The organism is Mycobacterium sp. GA-0227b (assembly GCF_001499855.1).
In the GTDB taxonomy this organism is placed as follows: Bacteria; Actinomycetota; Actinomycetes; order Mycobacteriales; family Mycobacteriaceae; genus Mycobacterium.
Genome location: NZ_LQIK01000012.1, coordinates 509,099 through 524,566, shown reverse-complemented (window position 1 = coordinate 524,566; position 15,468 = coordinate 509,099). Strand labels below are relative to the sequence as shown.

Below are 15,468 nucleotides of genomic sequence, written 5' to 3'. Positions count from 1 at the left end.
ACTCGGGCACCCGGCCGAGTTCGGGGGCGGGCGGCGGCGAATCGGGCGGGTCTGCGAGCACTTTCAACGCTCGGTTCAGCGTGGTGCGCACCGCGTCGAGCGGGACCACGCCGTCGATGACGCCGTGTCGGTGCAGGTTCTCGGCGGTCTGGATGCCCTCGGGAAACGGCTCGCCGTAGAGGTGTTCGTACACCCGCGGCCCCAGGAAACCGACCAGCGCGCCCGGTTCGGCGCCGGTCACATGCCCCAGCGACCCCCAGGACGCAAACACCCCGCCGGTCGTGGGGTGTCGCAGGTACACGAGGTACGGCAGATGGGCCCGCTTGTGCAGTTCGACGGCCGCGGCGATCTTCACCATCTGCAAAAACGCGACCGTGCCCTCCTGCATCCGGGTGCCACCCGAACTCGGTGACGCCAGCAGCGGTAGCCGCTCCGCTGTCGCCCGTTGCACCGCCGCGGTGATCCGCTCGGCCGCCGCGACGCCGATCGAGCCGGCCAGGAAGTCGAACTCGCACAGCACCAGCGCCACCCGGCGACCGAACACCGTGCCTTCGCCGGTCACCACCGACTCATCCAGACCGGTTTTGGTCGCCGCGGCGGCCAACGCCTGCCGATAGTCCTCACGAGCCGCCACGTCCAGCGGTGGGCCGTCCCAGCTCCGGTAAGACCCCGGGTCCAGCACGGCGTCGCGCACCTCGAGGGCACCGATCCGGCTCACCGCACGAGCCTATATAGGCTGGCCGCATGATTGGTGTCACCCGCGACGGCCACGTGATGACCCTGGAGATGCAACGCTCCGAGCGACGCAACGCCCTGAACGTCGAGTTGGTCGACGGCCTACGGGAGGCGGTCGAGAAGGCCGCGGCCGAAGATGTGCGCGCGATCGTGCTCACGGGTGCGGGCCACGTCTTCAGCGCCGGCGCCGACCTCTCCGACCCGTCGGGCGTCGCCGAGCAGCTACCCGACAAGGCCAAGGACCTGAACATCGCGATCGACAAGGCGCCCGTGCCGGTGATCGGCGCGATCAACGGACCCGCGATCGGGGCCGGAGTCATCCTCTCGATGATCTGCGACCTGCGCGTCGTCGCACCCGATGCGTACTTCCAGTTTCCCGTCGCCAAATACGGCTTGGCGCTGGACAACTGGAGCATCCGGCGGCTGACCTCACTGGTGGGGGCGGGCCGGGCGCGGGGCATGTTGCTGGCCGCCGAGCGGCTCACCGCCGACGCCGCGCTGCAGACCGGGATGGCTAACCGCATCGGTACGCTCGCCGACGCCCAGGCCTGGGCCGCGGAGATCGCCGGGTTCGCGCCGCTGGCGCTGCAGCACGCCAAGCGGGTGCTCAACGACGACGGCGCCTACGAGGACCCGTGGCCCGAACATCAGGAACTGTTCGACAAAGCGTGGGCCAGCCAGGACGTCATCGAGGCGCAGGTCGCCCGCATCGAGAAGCGTCCACCGAGGTTCCAGGGCGCCTGATGATCCGCGGAGCGCTGCGCATCGGCTTCGGCACGGCCTCGCTGCTGGCCGGCGGTTGGGTGCTGCGGGCACTTCGTGGCGCGCCCGCCGCGCTGGGCGCCTCGCCCGCAGAGATCGAACCGGTCGCTCGGCGCTCCCCGAACTACCGCGACGGCGTGTTCGTCAACCTCGAACCGGCGTCGATGATGAGCATCGACCAAGAGCAACAGCGACTGCTGGTGCGCGAGTTGGTCGGCTCCCGCGGTGCCACCAAGCCGGCCGGGCCCATTCCCGTCGTCACCCCCTCGCCGACCGACCCGGCGGCTGAGCAGTTGTCGACGTGCTGGTTCGGTCATTCCTCGGCGCTCGTCGAACTCGACGGCTACCGCGTGCTGGCCGACCCGGTGTGGAGTCGCCGGTGCTCACCCTCGCAGACCGTCGGACCCGAACGCATGCACGAGGTGCCCGTGCCGCTGGAGGCGCTGGCCGCCGTCGACGCCATCGTCATCAGCCACGACCACTACGACCACCTGGACATGGAGACGATCATCGGGCTGGCGCGAACCCAGCGCGCACCGTTCGTGGTGCCGCTCGGCATCGGCGCGCACCTGCGCAAGTGGGGGATACCCGAGAGCCGGATCGTCGAACTCGACTGGAACGAAAGCCACACCATCGCCGACCTCACCTTGGTCTGCACCCCCGCGCGGCACTTCTCCGGGCGCCTGTTCTCCCGTAACACCACGCTGTGGGCGTCGTGGGTGATCATCGGGCCCCGGCACCGGGCGTTCTTCGGCGGCGATACCGGCTACACCAAGAGTTTCGGTCAGATCGGGATGGACCACGGACCGTTCGACCTGACGCTGCTGCCGGTCGGCGCCTACCACCCGGCGTGGCCGGACATCCATATGAACCCCGAGGACGCGGTGCGGGCTCACCTCGACGTCGCCGAGGCGGACCGGGGTCTGCTGGTGCCGATCCACTGGGCGACCTTCCGGCTCGCCCCGCACCCGTGGGCGGAACCGGTGGAGCGGCTGCTGCAGGCCGCGGACGCGGAGAACGTGCAGGTCGCGGTGCCGAAGCCGGGGCAGCGGGTGTATCGGGACGGGTCACCGCTCAACGACCCGTGGTGGCGGCTCTGACCGGTTACGGTTCACCACATGAACGCACTGGCCAGGGCGGCTGTCGTGGGGCTGTTGCTCGTCGCGGGTTGCGCGGCGGAGCCGGCTGAACCAGGGGCGCCCGCTCCGTCGACCGCGCAGTCCGACGTCCCGCCGCCGTTGGTGCCCGCGATGCCGCTGCCGCAGAACGCGGTGAACAACGCCGTCGCGCAGCTCGACGGCATGGCCGAGGACCTGATGAAGAAATCGGGCATCCCCGGCATGGCCGTGGCCGTCGTGCACCGCGGAAAAACCGTGTACGCGAAGGGGTTCGGGGTCAAGGATGTCAAAGGCGTAGGTGGCGAGCAGAACCGAGTCGATGCCGACACCGTCTTCCAGCTGGCCTCGGTGTCCAAGTCGCTGACGGCGACGGTGGTGGCGCGCCAGGTCGGCGTGAACGCGATCAGCTGGGACACCCCGATCGTCTCCGAGCTGCCGTGGTTCGCGTTGTCGGATCGGGCGGTCACGCCGATGGTCAGTGTCGGCGACATGATGTCGCATCGCTCCGGGCTGCCCGACCACGCCGGCGACACGCTCGAGGACCTCGGCTTCGACCGCAGGCAGGTGCTCGAGCGGCTACGTCAGCTCCCGTTGGACCCGTTCCGGATCTCCTACGCATACACCAACTTCGGGTTCACCGCGGGCGCCGAGGCGGTCGCGGTGAACGCCAACAAGCCGTGGGAGCTGCTGGCCGACGAGGTGCTGTTCGATCCGCTGGGCATGGGGGCGACAAGCTACCGGTTCACCGACTACGAGGCCAGCGCGAACCGCGCCGTCGGCCACATCCACGTCGACGACCGCTACGAACCGTCCTATGTGCGCGACGCCGACGCGGAAGCGCCTGCGGGCGGGGCGAGTTCGTCGGTCACCGACATGACCCGCTGGCTGGCGATGATGTTGGCCGACGGCAACCACGAAGGTAAGCAGATCGTCGACGCGAAAGCGCTGCTGGCTGCGCTCACCCCGCAGATCGTGTCCAGCCGGGCGACCGAACCCGCGATGCGATCGGGTTTCTACGGTTTCGGCTTCAACGTCGGAACCACCTCGGCGGCTCGCATCGAGATCAGCCACTCGGGCGCGTTCGAACTCGGCGCCGGAACCAATTTCCTCATCCTGCCGTCGGCCGACGTCGCGATCGTCGCGCTGACCAACGCCACGCCCTCGGGCGTGCCCGAGGCGCTGACCGCGCAGTTCGCCGACCTCGTGCAGTTCGGCGAGGTGCGCGAGGACTGGTACGGGCTGTACAGCGGGATCTTCGCCGAGATGGAGAAGCCGGTCGGTTCACTGGTCGGCAAGCAACCGCCCGCGAATCCCGCACCGGCGGCGCCGCTGCCGTCGTACATCGGCACGTACCTCAACGGCTACTGGGGACCGGCGAGGGTCGCCGAGAAGGACGGCAAGCTGCGGTTGGCGCTCGGCTCGAAACTCGATGTGCCGCTGACCCACTGGAGTGGCAACACGTTCACGTTCGAGTTCGTCAGCGAGAATGCGCCTCCCGGAACCGTTTCCACCGCGGTGTTCGACGGCAACAAACTCGTGCTGGAGTATTTCGACACGTTCAAGAAGGGGACGTTCGTCAGGTGACCACCACCCCCGAGATGCAGGCCGCCGGGCTGACCGATTCTGAAGTCGCCCAACGCGTCGCCGACGGCAGGACCAACGACGTGCCGACGCGGGCCGCGCGCAGCGTTTCCGACATCGTGCGGGCCAACGTGTTCACCCGCATCAACGCGATCCTCGGCGTCCTGTTGCTCATCGTGCTGTCGACCGGATCGGTGATCAACGGCGCGTTCGGGTTACTGATCATCGCCAACAGCGCGATCGGCATCATCCAGGAGGTGCGGGCCAAGCAGACCCTGGACAAGCTTGCGATCGTCGGGCAGGCAAAGCCGTTGGTGCGCAGGCAGTCCGGCACCAAGGCGGTGTCACCCGCTGAGGTGGTGCTCGACGACATCATCGAACTCGGTCCCGGCGATCAGATCGTCGTCGACGGCGAGATCGTCGAGGAGGCCAACCTCGAGGTCGACGAGTCACTGCTGACCGGGGAAGCCGACCCGATCGCGAAAGATCCCGGCGATACGGTGATGTCGGGCAGTTTCGTCGTCGCCGGAAGCGGTGCCTACCGCGCCACCAAGGTCGGCCGGGAAGCGTACGCGGCCAAGCTCGCCGAAGAGGCCAGCAAGTTCACCCTGGTGAACTCCGAACTGCGCAGCGGCATCAACAAGATCCTGCAGTTCATCACCTACCTGCTGATTCCGGCCGGGCTCCTGATCATCTACACCCAGTTGTTCACCACCGATGCGGATTGGCGCGAGTCGGTGCTGCGGATGGTGGGCGCGCTGGTGCCGATGGTCCCCGAGGGGCTGGTGCTGATGACGTCGCTCGCGTTCGCCGTGGGCGTGATCCGGCTGGGCCGCAGGCAGTGTCTGGTCAACGAACTGCCCGCGATAGAAGGCCTGGCCCGCGTCGACGTGGTCTGCGCCGACAAGACCGGCACGCTGACCGAGAACGGTATGCGGGTCGCGGATCTGCAACGGCTCGACGAGTCTTCGGTGGGCGACGTCCTGGCCCAACTCGCCGCCGACGACCCGCGGCCGAACGCGAGCATGCAGGCCATCGGCGAGGCGTACAGAATGCCGCCGGGCTGGACCGCGACCGCCGTCGCACCGTTCAAGTCGGCCACCAAGTGGAGCGGCGCCTCGTACGGCGAACACGGCAACTGGGTGATCGGCGCCCCCGACGTGCTGCTCGCGCCCGGGTCGCCGGTCGCCGAACAGGCCGAACAGATCGGCGCCGCAGGTCTGCGTATGCTGCTGCTGGGCGCCAGCGACCTTCCGGTCGACCACCCGGATGCACCCGGCCGGGTCACGCCGGTCGCGCTGGTGGTACTGGAGCAGCGCATCCGTCCCGATGCGCACGACACGCTGGATTACTTTGCCTCGCAGAAGGTCTCGATCAAAGTCATCTCCGGCGACAACGCCGTCTCGGTCGGGGCGGTGGCGGGGTCGCTCGGCTTGCACGGCGAGACGATGGACGCCCGTCAGCTGCCCGATGCACCCGACGCCCTGGCGGACACCGTGGAGGAGTACACCACGTTCGGTCGGGTCCGGCCCGACCAGAAGCGGGCCATGGTGCATGCCCTGCAATCACACGGACACACTGTCGCGATGACCGGCGACGGCGTCAACGACGTGCTCGCCCTGAAGGACGCCGACATCGGCGTCGCGATGGGCTCGGGCAGCTCGGCTTCGCGCGCGGTCGCGCAAATCGTGTTGCTGGACAACAAGTTCGCCACCCTGCCGTACGTGGTCGGGGAGGGCCGGCGGGTGATCGGCAATATCGAACGCGTCTCGAACCTGTTCCTCACCAAGACGGTGTACTCGGCGCTGCTGGCCGTCCTGGTGGGTATAGCCGGTCTGGCCTCCAGATTCTTCGGCACCGACCCGCTGCTGTTTCCGTTCCAGCCGATTCACGTCACGATCGCGGCGTGGTTCACGATCGGCATCCCGGCGTTCATCCTGTCGCTGGCGCCGAACAACGAGCGCGCGCATCCGGGGTTCGTGCGCCGGGTGATGACGGCGGCGCTGCCGTCGGGGCTGGTGGTCGGAGTCGCGACGTTCACCTCTTACTTGGTCGCGTACCAGGGGCGCGAGGCCACGCCGGTGGAGCAGACGCAGGCGTCGACCGCGGCGCTGATCACGCTGCTGGTCGCAGCGATCTGGGTGCTCGCCGTGGTGGCGCGGCCGTACCAGTGGTGGCGCGTGTCGCTGGTCGCGGTGTCGGGTCTGGCCTACGTGGTGATCTTCTCGATCCCGAAGGCGCAAGAGGTGTTCATGCTGGACATCTCGAACGTCAAGACGACATCGATCGCGCTGGGCATCGGCGTGGTGGCTGCCGCCGCTATCGAGGCGATCTGGTGGGCGCAGGGAGCGGTGCTGGGAGAGCGTCGGCGGCTGTGGCGTTCGGAGTAGGGTGAGGCTCATGGCATTCCTCGACAAGGTGAAGAATCTGCTGTCCAAGAACGCCGACAAGGTGGACACCGCGATCGAAAAAGCCGGTGACATGGTCGACAAGAAGACGCAGGGCAAATACGCCCAGCACGTCGACAAGGCGCAGGACGCGGCCCGCAACTACGTCAACAAGGACAATCCGCCTGCGCAGGGCGCACCGCAGCAGCACCAACAGCAGCCGCCGCAGCCGCCGCAGCAACCGCCGGCGGCTCCGCCCACCCCGTAGCCGATGGCCAAACTTTCCGTCTCCGTCGACGTCCCATTGCCGCCGGAGCAGGCATGGGCGTGCGCATCCGACCTCGCGCGCTATAAGGAGTGGCTCAGCATCCACCGGGTGTGGCGCAGCAAGCTGCCCGAGACCCTGGAGAAGGGCACCACGCTGGAGTCCATCGTCGAGGTCAAGGGCATGCCCAACCGGATCAAGTGGACGATCGTCCACTACCGGCCGCCCGAAGCCATGACGCTCAACGGTGATGGTGTGGGCGGGGTAAAGGTCAAGCTGCTGGGCAAGGTCAAGCCGTCCGGCGATGGTTCCACGGTCACATTCGACGTCCACCTCGGGGGGCCCGCGCTGTTCGGCCCGATCGGCATGGTGGTCGCGGCCGCGCTGAAGGGCGATATCCGCGAGTCGCTCGAGCGCTTCCGCAGCGTCTTCGCTCCGGCCGCCTGAGCTGTGCGGTTCGAACGCGCGATCCCGGTGTTGAGGGTCTTCGACCAGGCCAAGGCCGACGAGTTCTATCTGGGCTTCCTTGGTTTCACTACTGACTGGGAGCACCGATTCGAACCCGGGTTGCCGCGCTATGCCCAGATCAGTCGCTCCGATTTACTCATCCATTTGTCCGAGCACCACGGCGACGGCACCCCGGGCAGCGTGGTATTCCTGCCGATGCACGGAATAGCGCAGTTTCACGCCGAACTCAGCGCGCGCCACTATTCATTCGCCCGGCCGGGTCTCGAAGACGAGCCGTGGGGACGCACCATCGACGTCACTGATCCGTTCGGCAACCAGTTGCGGTTCTGCGAGCAGGGCTGATCAGAACGGTGGTACGTCTGAAAGTTTTGTGCGCGTTCTTGTTTGATTCGGGCGGCGCGCTCGGCGGCTCGGCTGCGTTTGCGCATGGGCATCCGTAGTCCTCGATCACCTTGCGGCGGTGGGGCTTTGCCCGGGCGTGGCAGGTCGGCGGTGGTGACGCCCCAGGTGGGAAACCACAGTCGGCTACCGGGATGGGTGGTGTAAGTGTGTCCGGTCGGCGAGGTCCATGTCGCAGCGCCGTCGGGTGAGAGTTGCAGTGCCCAGTCACCGGTCCAAAAGGTTTTCAGCAGGTGGTGTTTTCGGCACAGGCAGGCCAGGTTCGACGGGTGGGTGGGCCCGGCGGGGTAGGGGATGACATGGTCGATGTCGCAGAACTGCGCGGGCATGGTGCAGCCGGGGAATCGGCAGCTCAGATCCCGTGCCCGCACGAACCGCGCCAACGCCGCCGAGGGGCGGTAGTGGGTTTCGGGTTCGTCGCACGGGGTGGCGAGGGGCTGCAGTGTGGCGCCGGTGCGCAGCAGGTGGGCCAGCAGCGCGGTGGGCAGGACCTCGCGGCCGGACAAAATCGCCGTGCCGGTATCGGTGGTTTTGTCGGGCTCCGGGGTGGTGTCGGAGCCGCGGGTGGTTTCTGTGGTGGTGGCGGTCGCGGCGTCGATGGCGGCCTGGTCGGCCACCACGTGGATCACCACTGATGATGCGGGTGGGGGTTGGTCGGCGCTGGGGCACGTCGGCGATCCGCACCGGCAGTCGAGGTGGTCGTTGCCGTTGGCCAACGCTCCGGCGGCATCGGAGCGGCGTTCGGCGGGGGTGCGCGGGTCGTTGTCGCAGACGCCGGCGACCATCGCGGCGGTCTTGGCGCGCCACACTGCGGCGTCGGTGGCGGTCAGCCGCCCGCGCACGGTGGTGGTGCCGGCCTCGTCTTCGAAGTCGCCGATGATGAAGTCGCGCCCGCGCAGCCGGGATTGGGTGGCGATCACCGCGGCCGGGTCGAAGCGCTCCACCAGGGCGTCGACGGCGGCGGTGATCTTCTCGTCGGACCACGGACCCCATGTGGTGGCGCGGCCGACCAGCGCGGTGTCGATGCGCGCCCACACGTCGTCGTCGGTGATCAATCGGGTGCGCCAGGTGATGGCGCCGATCACCCGCGCGGTGAGGCGGCCCTGCTCGAAAAGGGCGGCCGCTTTGGGGAGCCGGTGGCGCAGGGTCTGGGCGATGCGCATCTGCCCGCTGGCTTTGCGGTGGCTGATGTTGACCGCCGCGGCGATCTGCGCGGCCACCGAATCCCACGGATCGCAGGCCCACCGTGCCCGCTCGTCCTCGTCGTAGTCACCGACCTGGCGGGACACCAGTTCGCCGATGGCCGCGCTGCGCAGCGCCGCCGCTGAGGCCTCGGCGCGGGCGGCCTCGGTGATGGTGGCGATCAACCCCGCCACATCAACTTTGTCGAACATGTGTTCGATTATGCCGCCCACAACCGACACGCCGCACCGTTTCGAAAATCAGGCGCGCATCGTGTGCCCAGCGGCGATGACGACGCGCATGCGTCTATCTCAGCCGTTCCCGCAACGCGCGCTTGAGCACCTTGCCGTAGCTGTTCTTCGGCAGTTCGTCGATGAACTCGTAGCGCTTCGGGCGTTTGAACCGGGCGATCCGCTCGAGAAGGTGCGCATCGAGTTCGTCGGCCGGCACGTCGCCGACGATGAACGCCACGACGACCTCGCCCCACTCCTCGTCGGGCGCGCCGACCACGCCGGCCTCGACGACGCCCGGATGCTCGAGCAGCACTTCCTCCACCTCGCGCGGGTAGATGTTGCTACCGCCGCTGATCACGACGTCCTTCGACCGGTCACGCAGCGTAAGAAAGCCCCGGTCGTCGAACGATCCCATGTCGCCGGTGCGCAGCCAGCCGTCCTGCAGCGTGGTGGCCGTCGCCGCCGGGTTGTTCCAATAGCCGGACATGACAACGTCACCGCGACAGACGATCTCGCCGATCTCACCGGCCGCGGCCGGTGTTCCGTCGGCCCGCAGCACCGCGACGTCCACGCCGGAGCGCGCATACCCGACGGATCCCAGCACCGCATCGTCGGCCCACCCGTCACCGGCGAGGTGATCGCGCCGGCGCAGTCCGGTGATCGTCATCGGCGCTTCGCCCTGGCCGTACAGCTGCACGAAGATGGGACCGAACGCCGCCATCGCCTTCTTCAGGCTCTCGACGTACATCGGGCCGCCGCCGTAGACGATCGTCTGCAGGTTTTGTGGACGGGCGCGCCCGGTCTGCACCAGGCGTTGCACCATGGTGGGCGCCAGGAACGCGCTGCAGCCGGGATGGTGTTCGCACAGGTCAAGAAACTCATCCGGCTCGAAGAGCCCCGTTTCCGGTATCACCTGGCGCGCCGCGCGCAGCACGTACGGCGGGATGTACAGTCCCGAACCGTGCGACATCGGCGCACCGTGCACCAGGGCGCAGTTCTCGTCGGGCGAGTCGAAGTCAGCCAGATGCGACACCGTCAAGGCCATCAGGTTGCGGTGCGACAGCATCGCGCCCTTGGACTTACCGGTGGTCCCGCTGGTGTAGAACAACCACGCCAGCAACTCCGGGTCGGTGGAACGCGGCGGCGTCAACGGCTCTGCGGTAAAACGGCTTTCATAGCTGTCGGTGCCGATGACGTCGATCGGCACTCCGGTTTCCGGTGCGAGCACCGAGGCGATCTTCGGTGACGCGAACACCTGCGTCGCGCCGGAATCGTCCAAGATCTGCACCATCTCGCGAGGATGCAGTTTGTAGTTCACGGGCACGTAGACGCATTCGGCCGCCCACACCCCGAACATCAGCTCGATGATCTGCGGCCGGTTCTCGCTCGCGACGGCGATGCGGGCGCCGGGTGCGCCGAGCGAGGCGGCCACGCGCAGTGACCGCTCCCGCAGCTGCGCCCACGTCTGAAGTTGCCGCTCACCGTGATACACCGCGCCGCGCTCGCCGAAGCGGCTCGCCGACTGATCGAGCAGCGAGAACAGGTTCAACTCTTCACCCATTCCGAGTTGAGGGCGAAGTCCGACAGGTATTTGGTCGACGTCCAGCCGCCGTCCACGACGATCTCCTGTCCGTTGATGAAGCTCGCGCCCTCCGAACACAGGAACGCCACCGTGCTCGCGATGTCGTTGACCTCGCCCAGCCTCGGATACGGTGTCATCTCGGTGTTGATCTTGCGGAACCGCGAATCCTCCAGACGCGTCGCGACCATCGGCGTCAGGGTCACCCCGGGTGCGACGGCGTTGCACCGGATGCCTTGCGGCCCATACTGACACGCGATATGCCTGGTCAGGGAAGTCAGCCCGCCCTTGGCGGCCGAGTACGCGCCACCCCGCAGACCTCCCACGACCGAGAAGGTAGAGGTGATGTTGATTATCGCCGACCCGGGCTCCATGTGGCCGACCACCTCGCGTGCCATCCGGAACGGCGCCCGCAGCATCAAACCCAGGAAATAGTCGAGTGATTCGTCGTCGGTCTCGTGCAGCGGTTTCGGGCTCCCGACACCGGCGTTGTTGATCAGGAAGTCGATGCGGCCCCACCGGTCCAGCGCGGTCTGCACGATGCGGTGCGGCGCCTCGTCGGCGGTGAGATCGACCGCGACGGTGGCGACGCGTTCGCGGTCGCCGATCGCCTTCTCCAGTCCGGACAGCCGATCCTCGTCGCGTCCGGTGCCCACGATCGCCATTCCGGCCTCGGCCAACTTGGTCGCGCAGCCGAAGCCGATACCGCTGCTGGCGCCCGTCACGATCGCTACCTGAACCATTTCGCTCCTCGCGTCCGCGGTCATGTCAGTGCCGCTCGAATCTGGTGCTTCAACACTTTCCCGGCGTCGTTCTTCGGCAAAGCGTCCCAAACCACGACCTGCTCAGGCGCTTTGAACCGCGCGACGCCATGGTCCTCCAAAAGCGCCCGCATGGCCGCCACATCGGGGGGCGCCTGACCGCCTGCGACGACGACGGCGCAGGCCCGCTCACCGGTGCGATCGTCGGGCACTCCGACGATCGCGATCTCCGCGATCCCAGGATGGCCGATGAGGATGTCCTCGACCTCCTTGGGCGAGATGTTCTCGCCGTTGCGGATGATGATGTCCTTGGCGCGGCCCGTGACGACGAGATATCCGTCGTCGACCCAGCGGCCGAGATCTCCTGTGCGGAAATAGCCTTCGTCGTCGAAGGCGGCCGTCTCGTCCTCCAGGTGCAGATAGCCGACGAGCATCTGCGCGCCACGCGCGCGGATCTCGCCGTCGACCAGCCTGACATCCGCGATGCCCGGCCTGCCGTCGGTGTCGGCGGCATGGTCGGCGTCTTCCAGCGAGCCGACCGTGGTCACCGGAACCTCGGTCGAACCGTAGACGCGCGACACCGCCGCCGTCTCGAAATATCCGGTGGCCGTGCGGATCAGCGACGGGGGCACCGACGCGCCCCCGCAGATGAACACCCTCAGGTCGGGCAACCGGGTGTCGGCGCGCTGCGTAGCCGAGAGCAAGCCGTCGAGAAACGGCGTGGCGCCGGCCATGTGGGTGACGCGCTCGGCGAGCATCAACGCGACCGCGGCATCCGGATCCCAGCGTTCCATCAGCACGGCGGTGCTGCCCAGTAGCAGCGGGCACTCGAACGCGTAGATCGATCCGCCGATATGCGCGATCGGTGACGGCACCAGGAACGTGTCGCCATCCACGACGTGCCAGTGTTCGCCGATCTGACGGATCAGCGCATGAAGCGAGTTGTGGGTGTGCAGCACGCCTTTCGGGCGACCGGTGGTGCCGGAGGTGTAGAGGATCATCCGCACCGTGTCGGCGTTCAACACCGGCAGCACGGCAGCGCCCGGGCCACCGCACAGGGCGCCGTACGAGGTGTGACGGCCCGCATCGCCGCGCACGACGATCACCTCCGGCGGTGCGGCAATCGCGGCGGTGACCCGGTCGAGCATCGCGACATAGTCGTGTTTGTTGAACGTCGACGGCACGAAGATCGCCCGGGAGTCGGCGTCGCTCAGGATGAACGACAGTTCCCGGTCGCGCAGCGAGGGCAGGATCGGGTTGACCACCATCCCGGCCAGCGTGGCACCGAGATAGATGACGGCCGCTTCGTGCCAGTTCGGCAACATGAATGACACCACGCTGCCCGCGGGCATCCGCGACATCAGCGTCTGCGCCAACGCGGCGGCCCGGTCGTGAAGTTGCCTGCAGGTGAGCCGGATGTCGCCGTCCACCAACACGATCCGGTCGGGCGTCGACGCGGCGGCGTCGCGCAACGAGTCGGCCAGCGTGTCGTGCACCCACAGCCCGCGCCGGTACGCATCGGCGGTGCGGTGCTCGTCGACCCTCACGGTTGCCGCCTACCCCTTGACCCGGCGCATCGTCATCGAGTGGCGGTACCGCGACGACGGGTGAGTGTTGAGGGTGACCTGCGCGACCTCGCCGTCCGAGGTCTTGTACGTCCTGCGCATCTCCAGCGCGGCACTGCCCGCGTCGACCTTGAGCGCGTCGGCCAGTTGCGGCGTGACCGTCACCGCCGCCATCTCCTGGTGCACTTCGACGATGCTGACCCCGAACAAATCCTCGATCAGCGGGAAGATCGGGCCGGAATGCCGTTGCAGCAGGCGCCCGACCGCGGCGAACGCGCGGTTGATGTAGTACTCCGTCGTGCAGACCGGTGCGTCGCTGCCCTCGGCCTGCCGGCACCCCCGCACCGCGAGCCATTGCGAACCGGCCTGCAGGCCGGTGCGGGCGGCCAGTTCGTCGTCGATGGTGACCATCGCGTTGGACTCGATCGTGAGCTGCGCACCCGCCGCGAACGCCAGCAGGTCATTGATCGAAACCACATCTTGGGCATAGGAATTGGACGCCGGGCGGGGGACCACCAGCGTTCCCGCCCGCGGCCGCGACGCGACGAGGTTGTCCTCGCGCAATCGCCGCAGCGCTTCGCGGATGGTGTACCGGCTGACCGCGAACCGCTCGCATAACTGCTGTTCAGTGGGCAACTGCGAGCCCACCGGGTAGATGCCGTCGACGATCTCCTTGCGCAACGTGCGTGCGACCTGCAGATAGCGATGGTCAGTGGGGGCGGTCATGTCCGTCGCAGCGCGAGCACGCTGCCCTCGCCGTCGGCCGACACGTACAGTGTGCCGTCACCTCCGACGGTGATACCCGCGAACGGCCCCTGCGGTCCCGAGAACGGCGGCATTCCCTTGAGCGGCTTGGGCTCCACACCCGGCGGCGGACCCACCGGCAGATCCGAGGCGATCGTCGTGCGCACGTGGGTGTTCAAGTCGACCGCGACAACCTCCTTGGCGCCGGCGTCGACGATGTAGAGCACGCCGTCGGCGACCGCGATGCCCTGCGGCCGCTGCAACCCGTCCACCACAGTCTCGACGGCGCCGGAAACCGATACCACGCGACCTGCGCCCGACTCCGCGGCCAGCGGACGGCCCGCCGGGTCGAACGCGACACCAACCGGGTCCTTCAATCCCGAGGCCAACACTTCGGTGTTGCCCGCACGCAGCGCGTGCACACGGCCGGTGCCGAGTTCGGCGAACACGATGGTGTCGTCGGCCCCGAGGGCCACACCGTAGAGCTGATCGAAACCATCTGCCAGGTAATCGGTTTCGCCGTCGGCGGGGCGGTACCGCGCAATCTGGCCGCCCGACGTGGCGACGACGAAGACTCCCGCCCCGGCGGGAGCCAGCCCGCGGAGGAAGCCGGGATAGCCGGGGGAGAACAGCATTCCGACCGTCTGCAGTGACCCGTCGGCGTCGACGCGGTAGAAGTAGGTGCCGTCGGCGACGTAGAGGTTGCCGTCGCTCACCGCGAGGTCCAGCGGCCAGTTCAGACCGCCGGCAAGCAGTGTGCGGGTTTCGCCGCCGCCGAGGACTTCGGTGATCTCACCGGTGAAGTTCGAGGCGAAGAGCCGATCGCCGACGAAGGTGAGGTTGTCGAGTCCCGGGTTGAGCTGTGCGAGGACGGTTTTCTCGCCGTTGCGCGGATCGATGCGCAGCACCTGACCGCTGGCGACCTGCGTGGAGACGATCCGGCCCTGGGAGTCGAACTTCAGCGCGTCGGGGACACCGAGGTCGGCGGCGACCCGCTGCCGCTCACCGCCCGCAGGATCGATGCGCCAGATCTCGTTGGCCGTCATCAACGGGTAGTACAGCAACCCGTCGGGACCCACCTCCATCGCGTTCGGCGACGGCAGGTTCTCCAGCAGGATGCGTTCGGCGCCGCTGCTGCGGTCGAGTTCCATCAGCCGACCGCCTTCGCGGCACTCGTTGATGAACAACCGGTCCTGATGCACGGTGATGCCGTTGGCGCACGGCAGGTCGTCACGCAGCACCCGGGTGCGGCCGCCGGTGTCGCGGACGCTGACCCGCCCGTCCATCACCTCGGTCGCATACAGGTTGCCGTCGGAGTCGAACGCGACGTCGTCCGGCGCGACGATGTCACCGCCCTTGGCGCTGACCGTGTCTACCGCGCCGGTGCCGAGGTCGAGTGCGCTGATCTGGCTGCCCGTCACCTGGGCGATGTAGACGCGCCCGTCGGGACCCGTGCGCAGCCCGTTCGCGCCGAACAGCCGGCTGGGAGCGGTCACGCGATCGATCCGCCAGCCCGCGGCAGCGGCCGGAACTGCGCCCGGCGAGTAACGGGTGTCCTGCTGTGAGCTCGTCGCGGATGGTGTCATGACCTCGCACGCTAGCAAGCTCGCCTAGTCCAGACAATAGGCAAGACAAACTGCTCGGCGACCCTTGACTAGCCGATTCACGCTGGGGAATAGTGTTCTGCAA

Annotated in this window: 14 protein-coding genes; 7 read left to right on the top strand and 7 right to left on the bottom strand. The window is 67.9% G+C overall.

What is annotated here, in order from left to right; genetic code table 11:
* On the bottom strand, positions 1-718 hold a 718-nt coding region (locus AU185_RS12950), incomplete at its 3' end, for an acetyl-CoA carboxylase carboxyltransferase subunit beta (protein WP_286143106.1).
* A gap of 26 nt (positions 719-744) precedes the next feature.
* Here AU185_RS12950 and AU185_RS12945 point away from each other — a divergent pair.
* The 7 genes from AU185_RS12945 to AU185_RS12915 are packed head-to-tail and all read left to right on the top strand — an operon-like array spanning position 745 to position 7,658.
* Complete coding sequence (locus tag AU185_RS12945) at positions 745-1,479, top strand: enoyl-CoA hydratase (RefSeq protein WP_059098188.1); 735 nt, start codon at positions 745-747, stop codon at positions 1,477-1,479.
* Positions 1,479-2,597 (top strand): MBL fold metallo-hydrolase, encoded by a 1,119-nt coding sequence (locus tag AU185_RS12940; protein WP_059098187.1) that lies wholly within the window; start codon positions 1,479-1,481, stop codon positions 2,595-2,597. Before AU185_RS12945 ends, AU185_RS12940 begins: the two co-directional genes overlap by 1 nt.
* Positions 2,598-2,615: 18 nt before the next feature.
* Positions 2,616-4,199: a serine hydrolase gene (locus AU185_RS12935; RefSeq protein ID WP_059098186.1), complete on the top strand. Its 1,584-nt coding sequence runs from the start codon at positions 2,616-2,618 to the stop codon at positions 4,197-4,199.
* Positions 4,200-4,213: 14 nt separating this feature from the next.
* A complete protein-coding gene (locus tag AU185_RS12930; RefSeq protein WP_172800385.1) occupies positions 4,214-6,586 on the top strand; it encodes a cation-translocating P-type ATPase in 2,373 nt (790 codons plus the stop codon).
* Between the two features lie 10 nt (positions 6,587-6,596).
* The gene (locus tag AU185_RS12925) at positions 6,597-6,851 is read left to right on the top strand and encodes an antitoxin (protein WP_059098445.1); all 255 of its coding nucleotides are present in this window, start codon (positions 6,597-6,599) and stop codon (positions 6,849-6,851) included.
* 3 nt (positions 6,852-6,854) lie between these two features.
* Complete coding sequence (locus tag AU185_RS12920) at positions 6,855-7,295, top strand: type II toxin-antitoxin system Rv0910 family toxin (RefSeq protein ID WP_059098184.1); 441 nt, start codon at positions 6,855-6,857, stop codon at positions 7,293-7,295.
* A 3-nt stretch (positions 7,296-7,298) separates the two neighbouring features.
* On the top strand, positions 7,299-7,658 hold the full coding sequence (locus tag AU185_RS12915) for a glyoxalase superfamily protein (RefSeq protein WP_059098183.1): 360 nt from the start codon (positions 7,299-7,301) through the stop codon (positions 7,656-7,658).
* Here the strand turns inward: AU185_RS12915 and AU185_RS12910 are convergent.
* From AU185_RS12910 to AU185_RS12885, 6 genes are all read right to left on the bottom strand, one after another.
* Positions 7,556-9,109 (bottom strand): HNH endonuclease signature motif containing protein, encoded by a 1,554-nt coding sequence (locus tag AU185_RS12910; protein WP_231740233.1) that lies wholly within the window; start codon positions 9,107-9,109, stop codon positions 7,556-7,558. The genes AU185_RS12915 and AU185_RS12910 overlap by 103 nt on opposite strands.
* A 94-nt stretch (positions 9,110-9,203) precedes the next feature.
* Positions 9,204-10,679 carry an acyl-CoA synthetase gene (locus AU185_RS12905; RefSeq protein WP_059098444.1) on the bottom strand — a complete coding sequence of 492 codons (1,476 nt, stop codon included), beginning with the start codon at positions 10,677-10,679 and terminating at the stop codon, positions 9,204-9,206.
* On the bottom strand, positions 10,676-11,452 hold the full coding sequence (locus tag AU185_RS12900; protein ID WP_059098443.1) for an SDR family NAD(P)-dependent oxidoreductase: 777 nt from the start codon (positions 11,450-11,452) through the stop codon (positions 10,676-10,678). Before AU185_RS12900 ends, AU185_RS12905 begins: the two co-directional genes overlap by 4 nt.
* A 20-nt stretch (positions 11,453-11,472) precedes the next feature.
* Entirely contained in the window at positions 11,473-13,017 is a 1,545-nt protein-coding gene (locus AU185_RS12895; RefSeq protein ID WP_059098182.1) for an AMP-binding protein, read from the bottom strand.
* Positions 13,018-13,026: 9 nt separating this feature from the next.
* Positions 13,027-13,761 (bottom strand): GntR family transcriptional regulator, encoded by a 735-nt coding sequence (locus AU185_RS12890; protein WP_059098181.1) that lies wholly within the window; start codon positions 13,759-13,761, stop codon positions 13,027-13,029.
* Complete coding sequence (locus AU185_RS12885) at positions 13,758-15,365, bottom strand: Vgb family protein (RefSeq protein WP_059098180.1); 1,608 nt, start codon at positions 15,363-15,365, stop codon at positions 13,758-13,760. The genes AU185_RS12890 and AU185_RS12885 overlap by 4 nt, the downstream gene beginning before the upstream one ends.
* Positions 15,366-15,468 lie beyond the last annotated feature (103 nt).

What these genes read in the sequence shown, in the direction of transcription:
- AU185_RS12885 (WP_059098180.1), bottom strand. Translation starts at nt 15,365, where the DNA reads ATGACACCATCCGCGACGAGCTCACAGCAGGACACCCGTTACTCGCCG.
- AU185_RS12925 (WP_059098445.1), top strand. Translation starts at nt 6,597, where the DNA reads ATGGCATTCCTCGACAAGGTGAAGAATCTGCTGTCCAAGAACGCCGAC.
- AU185_RS12940 (WP_059098187.1), top strand. Translation starts at nt 1,479, where the DNA reads ATGATCCGCGGAGCGCTGCGCATCGGCTTCGGCACGGCCTCGCTGCTG.
- AU185_RS12945 (WP_059098188.1), top strand. Translation starts at nt 745, where the DNA reads ATGATTGGTGTCACCCGCGACGGCCACGTGATGACCCTGGAGATGCAA.
- AU185_RS12890 (WP_059098181.1), bottom strand. Translation starts at nt 13,761, where the DNA reads ATGACCGCCCCCACTGACCATCGCTATCTGCAGGTCGCACGCACGTTG.
- AU185_RS12910 (WP_231740233.1), bottom strand. Translation starts at nt 9,109, where the DNA reads ATGTTCGACAAAGTTGATGTGGCGGGGTTGATCGCCACCATCACCGAG.
- AU185_RS12935 (WP_059098186.1), top strand. Translation starts at nt 2,616, where the DNA reads ATGAACGCACTGGCCAGGGCGGCTGTCGTGGGGCTGTTGCTCGTCGCG.
- AU185_RS12920 (WP_059098184.1), top strand. Translation starts at nt 6,855, where the DNA reads ATGGCCAAACTTTCCGTCTCCGTCGACGTCCCATTGCCGCCGGAGCAG.
- AU185_RS12900 (WP_059098443.1), bottom strand. Translation starts at nt 11,452, where the DNA reads ATGGTTCAGGTAGCGATCGTGACGGGCGCCAGCAGCGGTATCGGCTTC.
- AU185_RS12930 (WP_172800385.1), top strand. Translation starts at nt 4,214, where the DNA reads ATGCAGGCCGCCGGGCTGACCGATTCTGAAGTCGCCCAACGCGTCGCC.